Origin of the sequence: Streptomyces sp. V4I2 (assembly GCF_030817655.1) — a bacterium.
GTDB classification, from domain to species: Bacteria; Actinomycetota; Actinomycetes; order Streptomycetales; family Streptomycetaceae; genus Streptomyces; species Streptomyces plumbiresistens.
This window is the reverse complement of the sequence record NZ_JAUSZM010000003.1, coordinates 2,442,488-2,460,578: the sequence shown is the minus strand read 5'-3', so window position 1 is coordinate 2,460,578 and position 18,091 is coordinate 2,442,488. Positions and strand designations below refer to the sequence as shown.

Genomic DNA, 18,091 nt, shown 5'->3' with positions numbered 1-18,091 from the left:
CTCGCCCTTGTCCGGCACCGGCGTTACCGTCGACATACAGGCGGTCACATCGGACCCTGGGGGCCGTGATGGTCGAGGAGCTGGTGGCGGCGGGAGTGACGCTCGCGTCTGCCGGAGCGGTGTACGTGATGGCTGCGGCGCGGGTCGTCAAACAGTACGAACGGGGTGTGGTCTTCCGGCTCGGGAAGCTCCGGTCGGAGGTGCGCGGACCGGGCTTCACCATGGTCGTTCCGGGCATCGACAAGCTCCGGAAGGTCAATATGCAGATCGTGACGATGCCGGTGCCCGGTCAGGAGGGCATCACCCGGGACAACGTCACCGTGCGGGTCGACGCCGTCGTCTACTTCAAGGTGACCGCGCCGGCCGAGGCGGTCGTCCGGGTGGAGGACTACCGGTTCGCGGTCGCGCAGATGGCGCAGACCTCACTGCGGTCCATCATCGGCAAGAGCGAGCTGGACGATCTGCTCTCCAACCGCGAAAAGCTGAACCAGGGGCTGGAGTTGATGATCGACAGCCCGGCCGTGGAGTGGGGCGTGACCATCGACCGGGTCGAGATCAAGGACGTGTCGCTGCCCGAGACCATGAAGCGGTCCATGGCCCGCCAGGCCGAGGCCGACCGGGAGCGGCGGGCCCGGGTCATCAACGCCGATGCCGAACTCCAGGCGTCGAAGAAGCTGGCCGAGGCCGCCAAGGAGATGTCGGAGCAGCCCGCCGCGCTGCAACTGCGGCTGCTGCAGACAGTGGTGGCGGTCGCCGCCGAGAAGAACTCGACGCTGGTGCTGCCGTTCCCGGTGGAGCTGCTGCGGTTCCTGGAGAGGGCGCAACAGCCGGTGCAGCAGGCGCCGCCCGTGGCGCAGCAACCGGTGCAGGAGCAACGTCCGTCCGTCGAGCCCCGGCCGAACTCCGATGTGCAGGGGTCGATTTCAAGACAGGACTAGACCTCACAGGTTGATGAAGGTTACTCGCACGTGGTGTTTGCAGCGCGAAGGGCCTGGGGTGACCGTGGACAGTCAAAACCGGAGGGGGCGCGCAATCGCGTTCTACGCGCGTCCGGAAGTCGACCTTGTGCGCCCCCTGTGGGGTTCGGAAGAGTAGGCGCTTGTCAACCAGCCTTCCGGTCCGCGAGATCCCCACAACCTCCGGACCGACCCCCCACAGGAGGACGCGAGTTGAAGCACCGACGCATACCCAGGCGGCGGGCCGCCGTGGCAGGTGCGGGCATCGCCGCACTGGTCGCCGCGGGAGTCACCTTCCAGACTGCGAACGCCAGCGAGCCGGCGAACACCCCTGAGCTCCAGGTCCTTTCGGCCCTGTCGGCCGGAAAGCTCGCCTCGACGCTCGGCCAGGACCTCGGCTCCGACGCCGCGGGCACGTTCTACGACGCGAAGACCAAGAGCCTCGTGGTCAACGTGCTCGACGAGGCCGCGGCCAAGACCGTCGAGGAGGCCGGGGCCCAGGCGAGAATCGTCGAGAACTCCCTCGCCGAGCTGAAGAGCGCCCGCAGCACCCTCACCCAGGACGCGGCCATCCCCGGCACCTCCTGGGCGACCGACCCGACGACCAACAAGGTCGTGGTCACCGCCGACCGCACGGTCTCCAAGGCCGAGCTGGCCAAGCTGACCAAGGTCGTCGACGAACTCGGCGCCACGGCCGAACTCAAGACCACCAAGGGGGAGTTCAAGCCCTTCATCGCGGGCGGCGACGCCATCACCGGAGGCGGCGGGCGCTGCTCGCTCGGCTTCAACGTGGTCAAGGGCGGCGAGCCGTACTTCCTCACCGCCGGGCACTGCACCGAGTCCATCTCCACCTGGTCGGACTCCAGCGGCACCGAGATCGGCACCAACGAGGTCTCCAGCTTCCCGGACAACGACTACGGCCTCGTCAAGTACACCGCCGACGTGGACCACCCGAGCGAGGTGGACCTGTACGACGGCTCCGCCCAGCAGATCACCGGCGCGGCCGAGGCCACCGTCGGCATGCAGGTGACCCGCAGCGGCTCGACCACCCAGGTGCACGACGGCACCGTCACCGGCCTGGACGCCACCGTGAACTACGGCAGCGGCGACATCGTCAACGGCCTGATCCAGACCGACGTCTGCGCCGAACCCGGCGACAGCGGCGGCTCGCTCTTCTCGGGCAGCAGCGCGATCGGCCTCACCTCCGGCGGCAGCGGCGACTGCACCTCGGGCGGGGAGACCTTCTTCCAGCCGGTGACGGAGGCGCTGTCCGCGACCGGTACGCAGATCGGCTGACGCACGACAGTCCGGCTTCGTGAAGTCCCGCCCCGCGCGCGAGGGGCGGGACTTTCGCGTCGTAGGGGACCGAGCCGCCGCCACGGGTGGGGCGAGCCGGTGTCCCGTCGACGGCCGTTGCGACGTCCGCGGCTTCGCCTGCGTCGTCCGTGAGACTTTCGCGAGCCGCCCGCCCGGCCGGCGGCCTGCGTCGCCTACGCCCTCTGCGCGGTCTGCCTCGGCTGTCGCTTTGCGCGCAGCCCCGCCGCCAGCAGCGTGATGACGATCCCCGCGAGCGCCCACGCCGACAGCACCAGCAGCGAGGCGGTCGTGTCGTTGCCCTCGAAGTACGCGATCGAGCGTGCCGCCCAGGTGCCGGCGCCCGGCGGCAGCGCCGGGCCGATGGCGTTCCAGAACGGCGGCAGCATCGGCAGTGGGAAGGCGCCGCCCGCGCTCGGGTTGCCCGCGATCACCACGAGCAGGATCGCGAGGCCGATGCCGACGATGCCGAAGACGCCCTGGAGGGCGAGCGTGGCGGCGCCGACCGCGAAGGTGATCAGGGCGCCGAGGCCCCAGAGGGCCGCCACGCTGCCGGGCAGGGCGTCCAGGACCGGCCCGACGATGATCGCGCCGCCCAGCCCGCCGACGACCGAGACCAGCGCCATCGTGACCAGCCTGATCACCGCGCGGCGCGGGTCGGCGGGCCGGGCGCCGGTGCTGATCGCCAGGATCGAGGCGCACAGATAGCCGCCGACGCACCAGCCGACGACCAGATAGAAGGACGACAGCCCGTCGAAGTCCCGGGCGGAGGCCGGCGCCACGTCGACCGTTCTGACCGACCGCCGCTCGGCCTGCTCCAGGGTGGTGGTGAGCGTCTCCAGGGCGGTGGCGAGGACCGTGCCGCCGCCGGAGGCGACCAGGAGGGTGTCGGTGGTGCCGGCCGGGTCGACGACGAGTGCGCCGTCGATGTCCCGGTTCATGATCTGCTCGCGGGCCGTCGCCTCGTCGGTCACCGCGCGCGGGTCCAGCGGCGAGCCGGGCAGCTGCTCCAGCCGGGTCACCGCCTGCCGGGCCGCGGCCTGCGGCGCGACGACTCCGAAGGGCACGTCCTTGGGTTTCGGGTCGTGCAGCGCCCCCACATAGGAGGCGATGAACAGCAGCTGGAGCGCGACCGCGCCGAGCACGAGCGCCGTCGCCCGCGGGGTGACGGCGTCCCCCACCTCGCCGAGGAAGGACGTACGCGAAGGGTCGGCACCGGTGGGCTGCGTCATGCCCCCACGGTCCGGTTCGTGGGGCGTTTGCGCAGGTGGGACAGGCCCGAACGGATGTCGCACACGCATTCGAAAATTGGTCTATGGTGGGGGTGAGGTGGTTGGGAACAGATGTTCGAGAGCCCGTCGGGCTCACGAGTGCGGGAGGTGCGTGTGCCGGGTTTCACGCATCTGCACACCGTCTCCGGTTTCTCCCTGCGATACGGGGCCTCGCACCCGGAGCGGCTGGCCGAGCGCGCCTCCGAACGGGGCATGGACGCCCTCGCCCTCACTGATCGCGACACCCTCGCCGGCACGGTCCGCTTCGCCAAAGCGTGCGCGAAGGAAGGGGTCCGCCCGCTGTTCGGCGTGGACCTCGCGGTGGAGGTGCCCGGGCGCGGACGGCAGGAGCGGCGCCGCACCCCCGTGCGCGGAGGTGCCTTCATCGACGAGTCGACACCCCGCGTCACCTTCCTCGCCCGGGACGGCGCCCGCGGCTGGGCCGACCTGTGCCGGCTCGTCACGGCCTCGCACGCGGGGGAGGGCACGCCCCTGCTGCCCTGGGCCGACAACATGGCGGACGGCCTGACCGTCCTGCTCGGCCCCGCCTCCGACGTCGGCCGCGCCCTCGCCGCGGGACGCCCCGACCGCGCCGCCAAGCTGCTCGCCCCCTGGCGGGAGGTCTACGGCGACGCCCTGCGCCTCGAAGCCGTCTGGCACGGCCGCAAAGGTACGGGACCCGGCTCCTTGCGCCTCGCCGCCCGCACCGTCGGCTTCGCCGCCGAACAGCGGATCCGCCCCGTGCTCAGCAACGCCGTCCGGTACGCCGATCCCGGGCTCGGCCCGGTCGCCGACGTCCTGGACGCCGCCCGCCGCCTGGTGCCCGTCGACGCGACCAAGGAACTGGACTCCGGCGAGGCCTGGCTCAAGGACGAGGGCGCCATGGTCCAGGCCGCCGAGCGGGTCGTCGAGGCCGCCGGCTTTCGCCGTGACACCGCCCACCGCCTGCTGGAACAGACCCGGGCGACGGCCGCCGAGTGCCTGGTCGACCCCGAGGACGACCTCGGCATCGGTACCGTCCACTTCCCCGAACCGCACCTGGTCGGCGCGGGCCGCCGCACCGCGCAGCGGGCGCTGGCCTCCCGGGCGGCGGCGGGGATGGTGCTGCGCGGTTACGCCGGGAAGCGCCCGTACTGGGAGCGGATGCACCGGGAACTGGACATCATCGCCCACCACGGCTTCGCCTCCTACTTCCTGACGGTCACTCAAGTGGTGGACGACGTACGGCACATGGGCATCCGGGTCGCCGCCCGCGGCTCCGGCGCCGGATCCCTCGTCAACCACCTCCTCGGCATCGCGCACGCCGACCCGGTCGCGCACGGGCTGCTGATGGAGCGCTTCCTGTCCAAGGAACGGATCGCCCTGCCGGACATCGACATCGACGTGGAGTCCGCGCGCCGCCTGGAGGTCTACCGCGCGATCATCGGCCGGTTCGGCGCCGAGCGGGTCGCGACGGTCGCGATGCCGGAGACCTACCGGGTGCGGCATGCGATCCGTGACGTGGGCGCCGCCCTGTCCATGGACCCGGCCGACATCGACCGCATCGCCAAGTCCTTCCCGCACATCCGCGCCCGCGACGCCCGCGCGGCCCTGGAGGAGCTGCCCGAACTGCGGCAACTGGCGGGGGAGAAGGAGCGGTACGGACGCCTCTGGGAGCTGGTCGAGTCCCTCGACGCCCTCCCGCGCGGAGTCGCCATGCACCCCTGCGGGGTCCTGCTCTCCGACGCCTCCCTGCTCTCCCGTACGCCGGTCATGCCGACCAGCGGCGAAGGGCTGCCCATGGCGCAGTTCGACAAGGACGACGTCGAGGACCTCGGCCTGCTCAAGCTCGACGTGCTGGGCGTGCGGATGCAGTCGGCGATGGCGCACGCGGTCGCGGAGGTGGAGCGGGCGACGGGGGAGCGGATCGACCTGGACGCGGTGCCGGACGGCGACCCGGCCACGTACCAACTCATCCGCTCCACCGAGACCCTGGGCTGCTTCCAGATCGAGTCGCCGGGCCAGCGGGACCTGGTGGGGCGGCTCCAGCCGGCCACCTTCCACGACCTCGTTGTCGACATCTCGCTCTTCAGGCCCGGTCCGGTCGCCGCCGACATGGTGCGGCCGTTCATCGAGGCGCGGCACGGGCGGGCGCCGGTGCGTTACCCGCACCGGGATCTGGAAGGGCCGCTGAAGGAGACGTACGGAGTCGTCGTCTTCCACGAGCAGATCATCGACATCGTCGCCATCATGACCGGCTGCGGGCGCGGGGTGGCGGACCAGGTGCGGCGCGGGCTGTCCGACCCGGAGTCGCAGGGGCGGATCAGGACCTGGTTCGCGCAGCACGCGGCGGCCGAGGGTTACGACGCAGAAACGATTCAGCGGACCTGGGAGATCGTCGAGGCCTTCGGGTCGTACGGCTTCTGCAAGGCGCACGCGGTCGCCTTTGCCGTACCGACGTACCAGTCGGCGTGGCTGAAGGCGCACCACCCGGCCGCCTTTTACGCCGGGCTGCTCACGCACGACCCCGGGATGTATCCGAAGCGGCTGCTGCTGGCGGACGCGCGGCGGCGCGGGGTGCCGATCCTGCCGTTGGACGTGAACAGGTCGGCGGTCGCCCACCGTATCGAACTGGTGTCTGAATCGAAGGTGTGGGGGCTGCGGTTGGCCCTCTCCGACGTCCACGGCATCAGCGAGGCCGAGGCGGCGCGGGTCGCGGACGGGCAGCCGTACGCCTCGCTGCTCGACTTCTGGGAACGGGCCCGCCCGAGCCGTCCGCTCGCCCAGCGACTCGCGCAGGTGGGTGCGTTGGATGCCTTCGGTGCCAACCGCCGCGATCTGCAACTGCACTTGACCGAGCTGCACCGGGGAGCCCGGGGCAGTGGCAGCGGCGGGGGCCAACTCCCGCTGGCGGGCGGCCGGAAGACCGCCCCGGCCGGGCTGCCCGACCTCTCCTCGGCGGAGAAGCTGAGCGCCGAGCTGGGTGTGCTGTCCATGGACGCCTCGCGCAATCTGATGGACGACCACCGGGCGTTCCTCGACGAGCTGGGCGTGGTGTCGGCGCGGCGGCTGCGGGAGGCGCGGCACGGGGAGACGGTGCTGGTCGCGGGCGCCAAGGCGGCCACCCAGACGCCGCCGATCCGGTCCGGCAAGCGGGTCATCTTCTCCACCCTGGACGACGGCACCGGCCTGGTCGACCTCGCCTTCTTCGACGACTCCCACGACGCCTGCGCGCACACCGTCTTCCACTCCTGGCTGCTGCTGGTGCGCGGGGTGGTGCAGCGCCGCGGCCCGCGCAGCCTCAGCGTGGTGGGCGCCGCCGCCTGGAACCTCGCCGAACTGGTCGAACTGCGCGCCGAGGGCGGGCTCGACGTGGTGGCGGCACGGCTGGCGGAGCCCGTGCCGGAAGGAGGCGGGGATTCGACAGGGGGCAGGCGAATCCAGATGCCCACCGGATACGAACTGCATCCGTGGGCCGATCTGCGCCCTGCGGGCGAAGAGCCCGCGAAAGTACGGAAGTTGTGGCATCAGAGTCCGGGGAGTGCGGGATGACCATCCTCTGCGTACGTTTCCAGCTGCCGCCGATGCACGAGGCGGCCCTGCCGGGGCTGCTCGGGTTGCTCGAGGAGTTCACGCCCGTCGTCGAGGCGCTGCCGCCGGACGGGGCGCTGGCCGATCTGCGCGGCGCCGAACGGTACTTCGGGCGCAGCGCCGTGGAGCTGGCGTCGGTGATCCGGGTCCGGTCGCTCGCCCTGCACGGCGTCGACTGCGTGATCGGCGCCGGGCCCGGCCCGATGCTGGCCCGCCTCGCGCTGCGCGACGCCGAGCCGGGGGTGACCTGCGCGGTGCCCGAGGACGCCGTCGCCGCGTTCCTCGCCGACCAGCCCGTCGCCGCGCTCCCCGGCGTCGGCGCCGCGACCGCCCGCACCCTGGGCGAGTACGGCCTCGACACCCTCGGCCTGGTCGCCGCCGCACCCCTGTCCACCCTCCAGCGGCTGGTCGGCGCGAAGGCCGGCCGCGAGCTGCGCGAGAAGGCGAACGGCATCGACCGCGGCCGGGTCGTGCCGAACGCCGTGTCCCGTTCACTGGCCGCCGAACGCCCCTTCCACCGCGACGAGTTGGACGCCGACCGGCACCGCCGCGCCCTGCTCTCGGCCGCCGAGGAACTGGGCGCCCGGCTGCGCGCCCTCGACAAGGTCTGCGGCACCCTGACCCTCACCGTGCGCTACGCCGACCGCTCCTCGACGAACCGCACCCGCACCCTCAAGGAACCGACCGCACACTCGGCCGCGCTGACGAAGGCGGCCTACGGCCTGTACGAGGCCCTCGGCCTCCAGCGTGCCCGGGTCCGCTCGGTCACCCTGCGCGCCGAGGCCCTCGGCCCCGCCGAACAGGCCTCCTACCAGCTCGCCTTCGACCCCGTGGACGAGAAACTCCGCCGCATCGAGGAGGTCGCGGACCGCGCGCGAGCGAAGTTCGGTCCACGGGCGGTGATGCCGGGGACGCTGGCCGCGTAGCGCCTGGCCGGCGGATCGGCCGGCAGGGAAACGACGGCGGCCCATGAGCGCAGGTGAGCCGGCGGGCGACGGAAACGCGGCAGCTGGGCGTGCCTGACCCCGCGTCTGCGGCCTGATCCGCCGGACGGGCCCGAGGAGTCAGTTGGCCCACGGAGGCGTGATCCGCGTGCCGTCGGCGAGTTCTGCCTCCAGGCCGATGGACGTGGTGACCCAGGAGGTGGCGATCTCGGTCGTCGGGTTCTCGACGGCGAGGGTCGACCCGGCGTTGATGATCACCGTGTCGCCCGCGGTGACGTGGTGGGTGTGGCCGTCGAGGGTCATCAGCAGTTCGCCGCCGAGCAGATGGAAGATCTCCTCCCGGTTGACGGTGTGTGCGGGCGCCTTGGTCCCCGCCGGGATCTCCCCTCGCCAGGCGCAGAGCTCCCTGCTGCCGGTGCGGGGAGTGGCGTACGAGACGAAGCGGGCGCCGTGGATCTCGTGAGTGACGGCTTCGGACGGGCGTATGACGGGCAAGGGACTCTCCGATGTCAGATGGTCAAGGAGCTTGACTAATAACCCTCATGGTCAAGCTCCTTGACCAATTCGTCAAGGGTGTTTCAATGCCTCCGTGGAGAACTCCGAAGCCATGGCCCTGTCCGCCGCCCTGCTCGCCGTCGCCGGTGAACTCACGCAGCGCATCCACGAGGGTGTCGTCGCCCGTGGCTTCGAGGGGATCAGGCCCGCGCACGGCTTCGCGTTCGTCCGGCTCGCTCCGGACGGGGCCACGGTCACCGAGCTCGCGGCTCACCTCGGGGTGACCAAGCAGGCCGCGAGCCAGCTGGTCGAGGAGATCGTGCGCAAGGGGTACGCCGAGCGTCGGCCCCATCCCGGCGACGCCAGGGCCCGGCTGGTCGTGCTGACCGGGCAGGGGTGGGCCTGCACTCGTGCGGCGGAGGAGGCGGCCGCGGAGGTCGTGGGGACGTGGGCGGCGTTGCTCGGTGAGGGTGAAGTGCGCGCGTTGAGCGAACAGTTGGGGCGCATTGCGCCCTATGGCCCTATCAGGCCTGCCTGGTGATGGTTCGTCAGAGCTTTATCGCTGGTTCCAGCCGTCCATGGTTACCACTGGAAGTTTTTACTGACGCGTAACTTCACAAGCGCACTACTCGTCCGTAACTTGACAGTGAACAGCATCCTCGTGATCCGGGTCACAGGGCGTAGAGCCGTCGCAACTCCCTTGAGCCGCAAGGAGATCACCCGATGCTGCCCTGGAAACGAGTGCTCAGACCCCTGACCGCGCTGCTGCTGACCGCCGCGGTCGCCATCCTCCCCGCCGCCACCGCCCAGGCGGCCGACGCCCCCAGCAGGGGCTGGAACGACTACTCCTGCAAGCCGTCCGCCGCCCATCCCCGCCCCGTCGTCCTCGTCCACGGAACCTTCGCCAACTCCGTCGACAACTGGCTGGGCCTCGCGCCCTACCTGAAGAACCGCGGTTACTGCGTCTTCTCGCTCGACTACGGACAGCTCTCCGGCGTCCCGCTCGTCCACGGCCTCGGCCCGGTCGACAAGTCGGCCGAGCAGCTGAAAACCTACGTCGACAAGGTGCTCGCCGCGACCGGCGCCGCGAAGACCGACCTCGTCGGCCACTCGCAGGGCGGCATGATGCCCCGCTACTACCTGAAGTTCCTCGGCGGAGCCGCCAAGGTGAACGCCCTCGTCGGCATCGCGCCCAGCAACCACGGCACCACGCTCGCCGGGTTCACCCACCTCCTGCCGTACTTCCCCGGCATCGAGGACCTGCTCACCGCCAACACCCCCGCCCTCGCCGACCAGGTCGCCGGCTCCGCCTTCCTCACCAAGCTCAACGAGGGCGGCGACACCGTGCCCGGCGTCCGGTACACGGTGCTCGCCACCAAGTACGACGAGGTGGTCACGCCGTACCGGACCCAGTTCCTCAGCGGACCCGGCGTACGCAACGTCCTGCTCCAGGACCTGTGCCCCGTCGACCTGTCCGAGCACGCCCTGATCGGACTGCTCGACCGGATCGCCTTCCACGAGGTGGCCAACGCCCTCGACCCGGCGCATGCCATCCCGACCACCTGCGCGTCGGCGGTCGGCTGAGTGCCGCCGGGGCCTGTCCGGCCTGAGCCGCCGGTCAGGCCCCGGAACCCTCGGATCAGCGACCGTGCCGGCCGCCGCTCACCGCCCGCCGGCGGACCGAAGCGAACAGGACCGCCGAACCGAGCGCCAGCGTCGCCGCTCCGCCCATGGCGAGGTACGGCGTGCTGCTGTCGCCGCCGGTCTCGGCGAGGTTCTCGGTACTGCCGGCCGCCTTCGGCTCGTCGGGCACGGAGCTCTCGGTCTGCGCGACCGGCTCTGCTTTCGCCTCCGGCTTCGCTTCCGGCTCCGCCGACGTACCGGCGTCCTGGTCACCGTGGCCGTCGTGCTCGACCGTCGACTGGTCGCCGCCGTCCTCGATCTGCTCCTCGGAGGGGGCGGAGGCGGTCGGGACGGGGGACGGGCCGCTCGTCGTACCCCCGTCACCGCTGCTGCCGCCGCCGAACGTCACGTCCGAGCAGGAGTAGAACGCCTCCGGGCTGTCCGAGCGCTGCCAGACCGCGTACAGCAGCTGCTTGCCGGAGCGCTCGGGAAGGGTGCCGGAGAAGGTGTAGAAACCGCCGGACGCGGCCGGGTCGGTGACCGTCGCCACCGGGTCGGACAGATCCAGGTCGTCCCAGGCGAGCGGCTGCGAAGGGTCGTAACCGGGCTTGGTGATGTACACCTTGAAGGTGCCCTTGTGCGGGGCGGTCACGCGGTACTTGAAGGTGTACGACCCGCTGCTCACGCTCGTCGCCGGCCAGTCGGCGCGGGCCAGGTCGAGCCCCTTGAACGCGTCGTTGTTCGCGCTGCACAGCTTGCCGTCCGGGATCAGCGCCTGGTGCTGTCCGTCCGCGTTGCCGATGCGGATGCCGTTCCAGTCGTAGAGCGCCTGCGTGCCGCCGGCCGCGACCGCCGCCCTGCACGCGTCCGACGCCGGGCTCTCGGGACCCTCCGCGTAACACTGAGAGACCCGGCTGACCGGGTCGCCCATCGAACCGTGCGCGGACGCGGGGGCGGCCGAGAGCGCGGTCAGGGCGAGCGGGGTCAGACCGAGAGCGGCGACTGCGGCGGCCTTGCGGCGTGCGGGCATGGGGGATCTCCTCGAAACCGGAACTGATGCGTGCCGGATCAAAGAAACCGTGAAAACGCCTGCTGAGGGCGGTCGGCGGCGATCTTTATGGCCGCCTTAAGGGAGTGCTGAGACTCAGATCAGGTAGGTAGCGTGCGCGTCATGACGAACCAGGAGATCCGGCCCGCCACGCCGGCCGACGTACCCGCCGTGAAAGCCGTCACCGACGCCGCCTATCACCCCTACATCGAGCGCATCGGGGTGGTGCCGCAGCCCATGGAGGCGGACCACGCGGCGAACGTGGCCGAGGGGAAGGTGTTCGTGACGGGGGAGCCCGTGAGCGGGCTCGTGGTGGTCGAGGCGTACGAGGACCACCTGTACCTGGACAGCATCGCCGTCCACCCCGACGCGCACGGAAAGGGCGTGGGCAGACGGCTGCTGCGTTTCGTGGAGGCACACGCGCGTGCGCTGCGTCTCCCCGAGGTCAGGCTCTACACGAACGCGATGATGTGGGAGAACCAGAAGATCTACCCGAAGTACGGGTACGAGGTCGTGGAGCGGCGCGTCGACGGGCCGTACGACCGTATTCACTATCGCAAGCGGCTGGGCTGAGCGAACTCGGGCTGAGCGAACTCGGGCTGAGCGAACTCGGGCTGAGTCAACTCGGGCTGAGGGAGCTTGGGCTCCTCACCCGTCCGGCCACCACGTGCGTGCGATGTCCTTTCGGACCTCCGGGCGTCCCGAGGGGCGCTCGTCGGCCTCCTCGCGGACCTGGCGGGAGTCCGTCTTCTTCAGGGGCTTCTGCACGGTCACACGGCGCATGGCTGCCTCCTTCACGGCCTACGAGTTCCGCGTTCTCACGGAGGTAGACCCGTTCAGGGAGAGTTCCTCATCGGTTGGCGTTCTGTCAGTGGCCGCTGTCACGATTCGACTGTCAGTGGCGGGTGTCACTCTTGGGCACATGACGAACGAGAGTGACGGCACGACCTCGGCGGATGTCGACTGGGACGCACAGGCCGCCGTCTTCGACGACGAGCCGGACCACGGCCTGCGCGACCCGAAGGTGCGCCAGGCCTGGGCCGGACGGCTGCGCGACTGGCTGCCCGAGCGTCCTTCCGACTTCCTCGACCTCGGCTGCGGCACCGGCAGCCTGTCGCTCCTCGCCGCCGAACAGGGACACCGCGTCACCGGCGTGGACAGTTCCCCGGCCATGGTCGACCTCGCGCGCGCGAAGCTGGCCGGGCGTGACGCCGTGTTCCTGGTCGGTGACGCGGTGGCACCACCGGTGGGGGAGCAGCGCTTCGACGTCGTGCTCGTACGGCATGTGCTGTGGGCGCTGCCCGATCCCGGCCGAGCCCTGCGGCACTGGCGGGAGCTGCTGCGTCCGGGCGGGCGGTTGGTGCTGATCGAGGGCGTGTGGGGCACGGTGAGTCCGGTGGGGCTGCCCGCCGACCGGCTCACCGCACTCCTCGCGCCGCTCGCCGGACAGGTGCGCGTGGACCGGTTGTCGGGCGAGGCGCTGCTGTGGGGGAGAGACGTGGCGGACGAGCGGTATGCGGTGGTGGCGACGGTATGAGGTGCCGGGCCGCTCACACCAGCAGCGGCCCCAGCCGCTCACACCAGCAGCGACTCCAGGCCGCCCTCGACGGTGGCGAACGCCTCCAGCTCGTCGAGGGCGGCGACGGCGGCCGCCGCGGCCTCCGGGTCCCTCTCCGAGAGTCCGCTCTCCTCGAACTCGTCCTCGTCCAGCCGCCGTACGTCATCGCCGCCGGCGGAGCGCCACAGGTCCAGGTCGAGATCCTCGACGATCAGCTCGGTTCCGACGAGCGTCGCGGGGCGGGTGATGTCGCAGTACCAACCCTTCAGGGCGCCGGACGCGTCGCGGACCTCCTTCACCGAGTACCAGCGGTCGCGCCAGTAGTACTCGGTGAACACGTCGCCGGGCTCGAAGCGGACGAAGCCGAAGTCGCGGACGCCCTCACCGGCCCAGGGGGCGCGGACGGAGAGCCGTGTGCCGTCGTCGCCGAGGAGTTCGGCCTCGTAACGGATCTTCGTACGGCCCGCCTTGACGAGGACGACGTCCAGGAGGACCGAGGGGTCAGCCGAGTTCGCGGACATACCGCACCTCTGTAGCGCAGATCTCGTACCCGAACCACTTGTTGATCGCGATCATCGGGCCGTTGCCGGTGTCGTTGCCCGTGAACGCCTCCGTGAATCCGGCGGCACGGGCGCGGTGCAGCGAGTCGTTCTTGGCGAGCTTGGCCAGGCCCCGGCCGCGGAAGGCGCGGGCGGTGCCGGTCATGACGGTGCCGTAGCGGGTGCCGCCGTCCGTGCGGGCCATGCTGAAGGCGGCGGGGCGGCCGTCGGCCACGGCGACCGAGGTCAGCTCGGGGCTGAAGAGAGGGTGGTACCAGGTCTCCGCCAGCCAGGCCTCGTAGTCGGTGAACTCGTAGGCGATGTCGCTCGGTTCGTCCGACATCGTCTCCGAGTCCAGCTCGAACAGCGGGCGCGGGTCGGCCGCGAAGTCGGCTCCGGTGCGCAGTTCGACGCCCGGCGGAAGCGGCCGGAGCGGCGGCAGGTCGCCCGTCAGGTCCAGGCGGAGGAAGTGCGCGGAGCGGCTGCCGCGGTAGCCGTGCCGCTCGGCGAAGGCGAGGTTGCCCGGTTCGTCCAGCACCCAGGCGAAGAGCTTCGTCGCGCCCCGGTCGGCCAGGTGCCGCTCGGCGGCGTGGACCAGCAGCGAGCCGGCGCCGCGGCGTGTCCGCCCGGGGTGCACGTACACGTTGACGTAGCCCAGGCCGGGCTCCGGACTGTCGTGGACGAGCCCCACCTGGGCCGTGCCGATCACCTCGCCGTCCTCCTCCGCGACCAGGGGCCGGTAGTGGGCCTCGGGGCGGGCGTGTGCGAGGTCGTAGGCGAGAGAGTCCGGGGTGACGAGGAAGAAGGGAAGCGCGAGATGGCGGACGCGGGCGAAACCCTCGACGTCGGCTCGGATCTCGGGGACGAGGTCGCGGACGGTCACAGTCATGTACGCGCACGCTACGAGGGAGATGCACCGCGGTGCCTCTCATTTTCTGGCGGGTGCGGGACAATCACCCCGTGACCTTGAAGATCCACATCGATGAGAGCGCCCCGCCGTACGAGCAGGTGCGGGCGCAGATCTCCGAGCAGGCGCGGTCGGGGGTGCTGCCGGTCGGGTACCGGCTGCCCACGGTGCGCGGGCTGGCCGAGTCCCTCGGGCTCGCCGCGAACACGGTCGCCAAGGCGTACCGGGCACTGGAGTCGGACGGGGTGATCGAGACGCGGGGCCGGAACGGAACGTACGTCGCCGCCGCGGGCTCGGCGGCGGAACGCGAGCTGGCGTCGGCCGCCCAGTCCTACGTGGAGCGGGCCAGGCGGCTGGGACTCACGGAGGCGGATGCGCTGGCGGCGGTACGGGATGCCCTGCGGGCTGCTTACGGGGAGGGGTGAGCGGGGCTCGGCGGGAGGGCGGGAACGTCAAGCCCGTTCCAGTCTCTCCGGCACCCGAGTGACGTCCAGACCCTCCGCCCGCGCCGCCCTCGCGAAGGTCATCGCGTCCTCCACCGCAGCCCCCGTCGGGTCGTTGTTGAAGTAGGCGTACACGTCCTGCCGCGCGGACCACGCCTGGGCGATCCGCTCGGCCCAGGTCTTCAGGGACTGCCGGCCGTAGTGCGGCCAGGCGCGGGCGCGTCCGACGTGGAAGCGGACGTAGCCCCAGTCGGTGGTGCGCCACAGCGGGGTCGCCGGGCGGGACCGCACGTCGGCCCAGCACAGAGCCGCCCCTCGGGCTTCCAGCACCTCGCGCACCTCGTCCGTCCACCACGAGTCGTGGCGCGGCTCGACCGCGACCCTCGTGCCGGCCGGGAAGCAGGACAGGCAGGCGTCCAGCAGCCCCGCGTCCGCCCGCAGGGTCGGCGGCAGCTGGAGCAGGACCGGGCCCAGACGGTCGCCCAGGCCCGCCGCGTGGCTCATCAGACGGTCCACCGGCTCCTCGGGGTCCCGCAGCCGCTTGATGTGGGTGAGGAAGCGGCTGGCCTTGACGGCGACGACGAAGTCCGGCGGGGTGCGCTCCCGCCAGGCCTCGAAGGTCTCCCGGGACGGCAGCCGGTAGAAGGCGTTGTTGCTCTCCACCGTCGAGAAGCGCGTGGCGTACTCCTCCAGCCACAGCCGGGTGGGGCACCCGGCGGGGTAGAGAACACCCCGCCAGTCCTTGTACTGCCACCCCGACGTGCCGACGAACAGGGTCATACCTCCATCAAAGCACTACAGGTACAGCCCCGCGTCCGCCCCTGTCCGCGTCCCCGGCACCGACGTCGGCGAGGTGCCCCGGCGCAGCGCGTACAGTTCCGCCAGCGTCGCGCCCTCGCGCCCCACGCCCTCCTCGGTGCCCAGCCAGTTCACCGCCTCCCGGTGGGTCAGCCGCCCCACCTCGATGCGGGCCAGACAGCGGCCGGGGCGGACCACGGCCGGGTGGAGGCGCTCCAGGTCCTCGTTGGTCGTGACGCCGACCAGGACGTTGCGGCCCTGGCCGAGCAGACCGTCGGTCAGGTTGAGCAGCCGGGACAGGGCCTGGCCCGCCGTGTGCTTCGCCTCCCCGCGGATCAGCTCGTCGCAGTCCTCGAGGAGGAGCAGCCGCCAGCGGCCCTTCCCGGTGCCGTCCTCCTCGCCGATCGCGATGTCCATCAGATAGCCGACGTCGGAGAAGAGGCGCTCCGGGTCCAGGACGCAGTCCACCTGGCACCAGTCCCGCCAGGACCGGGCCAGCGTCCGCAGCGCCGACGTCTTGCCGGTGCCGGGCGGGCCGTGCAGGAGCAGCAGACGGCCCGCGATGTCCTGAGGGGTCGTCTTCATCAGGCCGTCCATCGCGTCCGCGACCGGCGCGGTGTAGTTGTCCCGCACCTCGTCCCAGGTGCCCGCGGAGATCTGCCGGGTGGTGCGGTGCGGGCCGCGCCTCGGGGAGACGTACCAGAAGCCCATGGTGACGTTCTCCGGCTGTGGCTCGGGCTCGTCCGCCGCGCCGTCGGTGGCCTGGTCGAGGACCTTCTCGGCCAGTTCGGGGCTGGTCGCCGTCACGGTGACGTCGGCGCCGCGGTTCCAGCGGGAGATCAGCAGCGTCCAGCCGTCGCCCTCGGCGAGGGTCGCGCTGCGGTCGTCGTCGCGGGCCACGCGCAGCACCCGCGAGCCCGTCGGCAGCAGCGTGGCCCCGGAGCGGACGCGGTCGATGTTGGCCGCGTGCGAGTACGGCTGCTCGCCCGTCGCGAAGCGGCCGAGGAACAGCGCGTCGACGACGTCGGACGGTGAGTCGCTGTCGTCGACGTTGAGCCGGATCGGCAGAGCGTCGTGTGGGTTCGCAGACATGCCGCCATGATCCGGCACCGAGCCGTCCCACGCACCGGATTTCCGCTGGGCACCCACGACATCTGCCCCGAAGACCATCAACCCGGCTACCGTTGCCCTCGATGGGACGTCATGGGTGGAATTCGGGGGTGGGGCGGTGGCGGCTCACCGCGCTGCTCGGTGTGGGCGTGGCCGCTCTGGCTCTGGTGGTGACCCTCCTCAACACGCTTCCCGGGGGCGGCTCGGGCACCGAGGGCACCTCGCGCGACGGCGACAAGGTGCACGGCACGCCCACCGCCACGTCGGCCGCGACCGAGCCGGACGTCGGCTGGGGCTTCACCCACACCAAGTTCAGCGCCGACGAGGGCAGTGCCGCCGCCGTCGAGCGCGTCGAGGGGCGGCTGTCCGAGGCCGGGGGCCTGCCGCAGATCCAGCACCTCATGGGCTGGGGCGCCGACAACCCCGAGCCGGTGAAGGGGCGTTACGACTTCGAGGCGATGGACCTCCGCGTCGACTTCATGCGCGCGTCCGGCGGCACGCCCGTGATCACCCTGTGCTGCGCCCCCGACTGGATGAAGGGCGGCAAGGCCGGCGTCAACAACACGAACTGGAGCCAGGCCGCCCTGGAGACCGCCCCGGAGCCCGAGCACTACCAGGACTTCGCCGACCTGGCCGCGACCGTCGCCAAGCGCTATCCGGACGTCCGCCACTTCATCGTCTGGAACGAGTTCAAGGGCTTCTGGAACGACGCGAAGGCCCGCTGGGACTACGAGGGGTACACCGAGCTCTACAACCTCGTCCACAAAGCCCTGAAGAAGGTCGACGAGGACATCATGGTCGGCGGGCCCTACCTGGTCATGGACAGTCTCGACCCGCGGTCGGAAGACGCCTCGGCGACCTTCAGGGGCCCTTGGGGCGCCATGGACCAGCGGGTCCTCGACGCCTTCGACTACTGGAACAAGCACAAGGCGGGCGCCGAGTTCGTGGTCGTGGACGGGTCCAGCTACACCCAGGACGACGAGCTGCTGCCCGACGAGTTCGCGGCCACCGACAAGTTCACCGCGGTGGGCGACTGGGTGCGGGCGCGCAGCGGCGAACTGCCGCTGTGGTGGGCCGAGTACTACGTCGAGCCGGCCAACGGCAAGGACGAGCGCGAGGGCTGGTCCGAGACCCGCCGGGTCGCCGTCCAGGCCGCCGGGATGATCGCCATGGTCAAGGGCGGTGCCTCCTCCGGCTTCTACTGGAACCCGGAGAAGGAGAAGGGCACCGACTGCCCCGGCTGCCTGTGGACGCCGACCCATGCCGGCAGCGGGGGCGAGAAGCTGCCCATGTACGACCTGGTCGCGCGCTTCGGCCGGGAGTTCCCGCCGGACACCGCCTACCGGACGGTGCCGGTCGACTCGCCCGACGTCCGGGTCCTGGCGACCGACAAGGTGATCCTGGTCGTCAACACCCTCGACCGGCCGACCAGCGCGAAGATCGACGGCCGGCAGGTCCAGCTCCAGGCGTACGAGGTCAAGTGGCTGACGCGCTGAGCCACTTGACCGCCGCCTA

18 protein-coding genes are annotated in these 18,091 nt (G+C 71.4%); 10 read left to right on the top strand and 8 right to left on the bottom strand.

Annotated features, from left to right (window positions below):
* Positions 1-68 precede the first annotated feature (68 nt).
* Positions 69-938, top strand: coding sequence for a slipin family protein (locus tag QFZ76_RS12190; RefSeq protein WP_307679989.1), 870 nt, complete (start codon positions 69-71; stop codon positions 936-938).
* A 231-nt stretch (positions 939-1,169) separates the two neighbouring features.
* A complete protein-coding gene (locus QFZ76_RS12185) occupies positions 1,170-2,252 on the top strand; it encodes a S1 family peptidase (RefSeq protein WP_307673736.1) in 1,083 nt (360 codons plus the stop codon).
* 194 nt (positions 2,253-2,446) lie between these two features.
* On the opposite strand, the gene QFZ76_RS12180 is transcribed toward QFZ76_RS12185, so the two are convergent.
* On the bottom strand, positions 2,447-3,502 hold the full coding sequence (locus QFZ76_RS12180; RefSeq protein ID WP_307673735.1) for a DUF3533 domain-containing protein: 1,056 nt from the start codon (positions 3,500-3,502) through the stop codon (positions 2,447-2,449).
* A 153-nt stretch (positions 3,503-3,655) separates the two neighbouring features.
* Here QFZ76_RS12180 and QFZ76_RS12175 point away from each other — a divergent pair, with 153 nt between their 5' ends.
* Complete coding sequence (locus tag QFZ76_RS12175; RefSeq protein WP_307673734.1) at positions 3,656-7,072, top strand: DNA polymerase III subunit alpha; 3,417 nt, start codon at positions 3,656-3,658, stop codon at positions 7,070-7,072.
* Entirely contained in the window at positions 7,069-8,037 is a 969-nt protein-coding gene (locus QFZ76_RS12170) for a hypothetical protein (protein WP_307673733.1), read from the top strand. The genes QFZ76_RS12175 and QFZ76_RS12170 overlap by 4 nt, the downstream gene beginning before the upstream one ends.
* 138 nt (positions 8,038-8,175) lie before the next feature.
* Here the strand turns inward: QFZ76_RS12170 and QFZ76_RS12165 are convergent, their stop codons facing one another.
* A complete protein-coding gene (locus QFZ76_RS12165; RefSeq protein WP_307673732.1) occupies positions 8,176-8,550 on the bottom strand; it encodes a cupin domain-containing protein in 375 nt (124 codons plus the stop codon).
* A 94-nt stretch (positions 8,551-8,644) separates the two neighbouring features.
* Between QFZ76_RS12165 and QFZ76_RS12160 the strand changes: the two genes are divergently transcribed.
* Entirely contained in the window at positions 8,645-9,091 is a 447-nt protein-coding gene (locus QFZ76_RS12160) for a MarR family winged helix-turn-helix transcriptional regulator (RefSeq protein WP_307673731.1), read from the top strand.
* Between the two features lie 182 nt (positions 9,092-9,273).
* Positions 9,274-10,134, top strand: coding sequence for a triacylglycerol lipase (locus QFZ76_RS12155; RefSeq protein ID WP_307673730.1), 861 nt, complete (start codon positions 9,274-9,276; stop codon positions 10,132-10,134).
* Positions 10,135-10,189: 55 nt separating this feature from the next.
* Here QFZ76_RS12155 and QFZ76_RS12150 read toward each other — a convergent pair whose 3' ends face one another.
* Positions 10,190-11,203 (bottom strand): lytic polysaccharide monooxygenase, encoded by a 1,014-nt coding sequence (locus QFZ76_RS12150; protein ID WP_307673729.1) that lies wholly within the window; start codon positions 11,201-11,203, stop codon positions 10,190-10,192.
* A gap of 141 nt (positions 11,204-11,344) precedes the next feature.
* Here QFZ76_RS12150 and QFZ76_RS12145 point away from each other — a divergent pair, with 141 nt between their 5' ends.
* Positions 11,345-11,794 carry a GNAT family N-acetyltransferase gene (locus QFZ76_RS12145; protein ID WP_307673728.1) on the top strand — a complete coding sequence of 150 codons (450 nt, stop codon included), beginning with the start codon at positions 11,345-11,347 and terminating at the stop codon, positions 11,792-11,794.
* Between the two features lie 75 nt (positions 11,795-11,869).
* Here QFZ76_RS12145 and QFZ76_RS12140 read toward each other — a convergent pair whose 3' ends face one another.
* Positions 11,870-12,004: a hypothetical protein gene (locus tag QFZ76_RS12140; protein WP_266442203.1), complete on the bottom strand. Its 135-nt coding sequence runs from the start codon at positions 12,002-12,004 to the stop codon at positions 11,870-11,872.
* Positions 12,005-12,143: 139 nt separating this feature from the next.
* Here QFZ76_RS12140 and QFZ76_RS12135 point away from each other — a divergent pair, with 139 nt between their 5' ends.
* Positions 12,144-12,758 carry a bifunctional 2-polyprenyl-6-hydroxyphenol methylase/3-demethylubiquinol 3-O-methyltransferase UbiG gene (locus tag QFZ76_RS12135; RefSeq protein WP_307673727.1) on the top strand — a complete coding sequence of 205 codons (615 nt, stop codon included), beginning with the start codon at positions 12,144-12,146 and terminating at the stop codon, positions 12,756-12,758.
* A 38-nt stretch (positions 12,759-12,796) separates the two neighbouring features.
* On the opposite strand, the gene QFZ76_RS12130 is transcribed toward QFZ76_RS12135, so the two are convergent.
* Together QFZ76_RS12130 and QFZ76_RS12125 are read right to left on the bottom strand one after the other, a co-directional pair.
* Positions 12,797-13,300, bottom strand: a complete 504-nt coding sequence (locus QFZ76_RS12130; protein WP_307673726.1) for a DUF402 domain-containing protein — start codon at positions 13,298-13,300, stop codon at positions 12,797-12,799.
* Entirely contained in the window at positions 13,281-14,207 is a 927-nt protein-coding gene (locus QFZ76_RS12125; RefSeq protein WP_307673725.1) for a GNAT family N-acetyltransferase, read from the bottom strand. Before QFZ76_RS12125 ends, QFZ76_RS12130 begins: the two co-directional genes overlap by 20 nt.
* Positions 14,208-14,278: 71 nt before the next feature.
* Between QFZ76_RS12125 and QFZ76_RS12120 the strand changes: the two genes are divergently transcribed.
* Complete coding sequence (locus QFZ76_RS12120) at positions 14,279-14,650, top strand: GntR family transcriptional regulator (RefSeq protein WP_307673724.1); 372 nt, start codon at positions 14,279-14,281, stop codon at positions 14,648-14,650.
* A gap of 27 nt (positions 14,651-14,677) precedes the next feature.
* On the opposite strand, the gene QFZ76_RS12115 is transcribed toward QFZ76_RS12120, so the two are convergent.
* Complete coding sequence (locus QFZ76_RS12115) at positions 14,678-15,448, bottom strand: DUF72 domain-containing protein (RefSeq protein ID WP_307673723.1); 771 nt, start codon at positions 15,446-15,448, stop codon at positions 14,678-14,680.
* A 15-nt stretch (positions 15,449-15,463) separates the two neighbouring features.
* A complete protein-coding gene (locus QFZ76_RS12110) occupies positions 15,464-16,558 on the bottom strand; it encodes a DUF5925 domain-containing protein (protein WP_307673722.1) in 1,095 nt (364 codons plus the stop codon).
* A gap of 101 nt (positions 16,559-16,659) precedes the next feature.
* Here QFZ76_RS12110 and QFZ76_RS12105 point away from each other — a divergent pair, with 101 nt between their 5' ends.
* Positions 16,660-18,072, top strand: coding sequence for a xylan 1,4-beta-xylosidase (locus QFZ76_RS12105; RefSeq protein ID WP_307673721.1), 1,413 nt, complete (start codon positions 16,660-16,662; stop codon positions 18,070-18,072).
* The last annotated feature ends 19 nt before the right edge of the window (positions 18,073-18,091 follow it).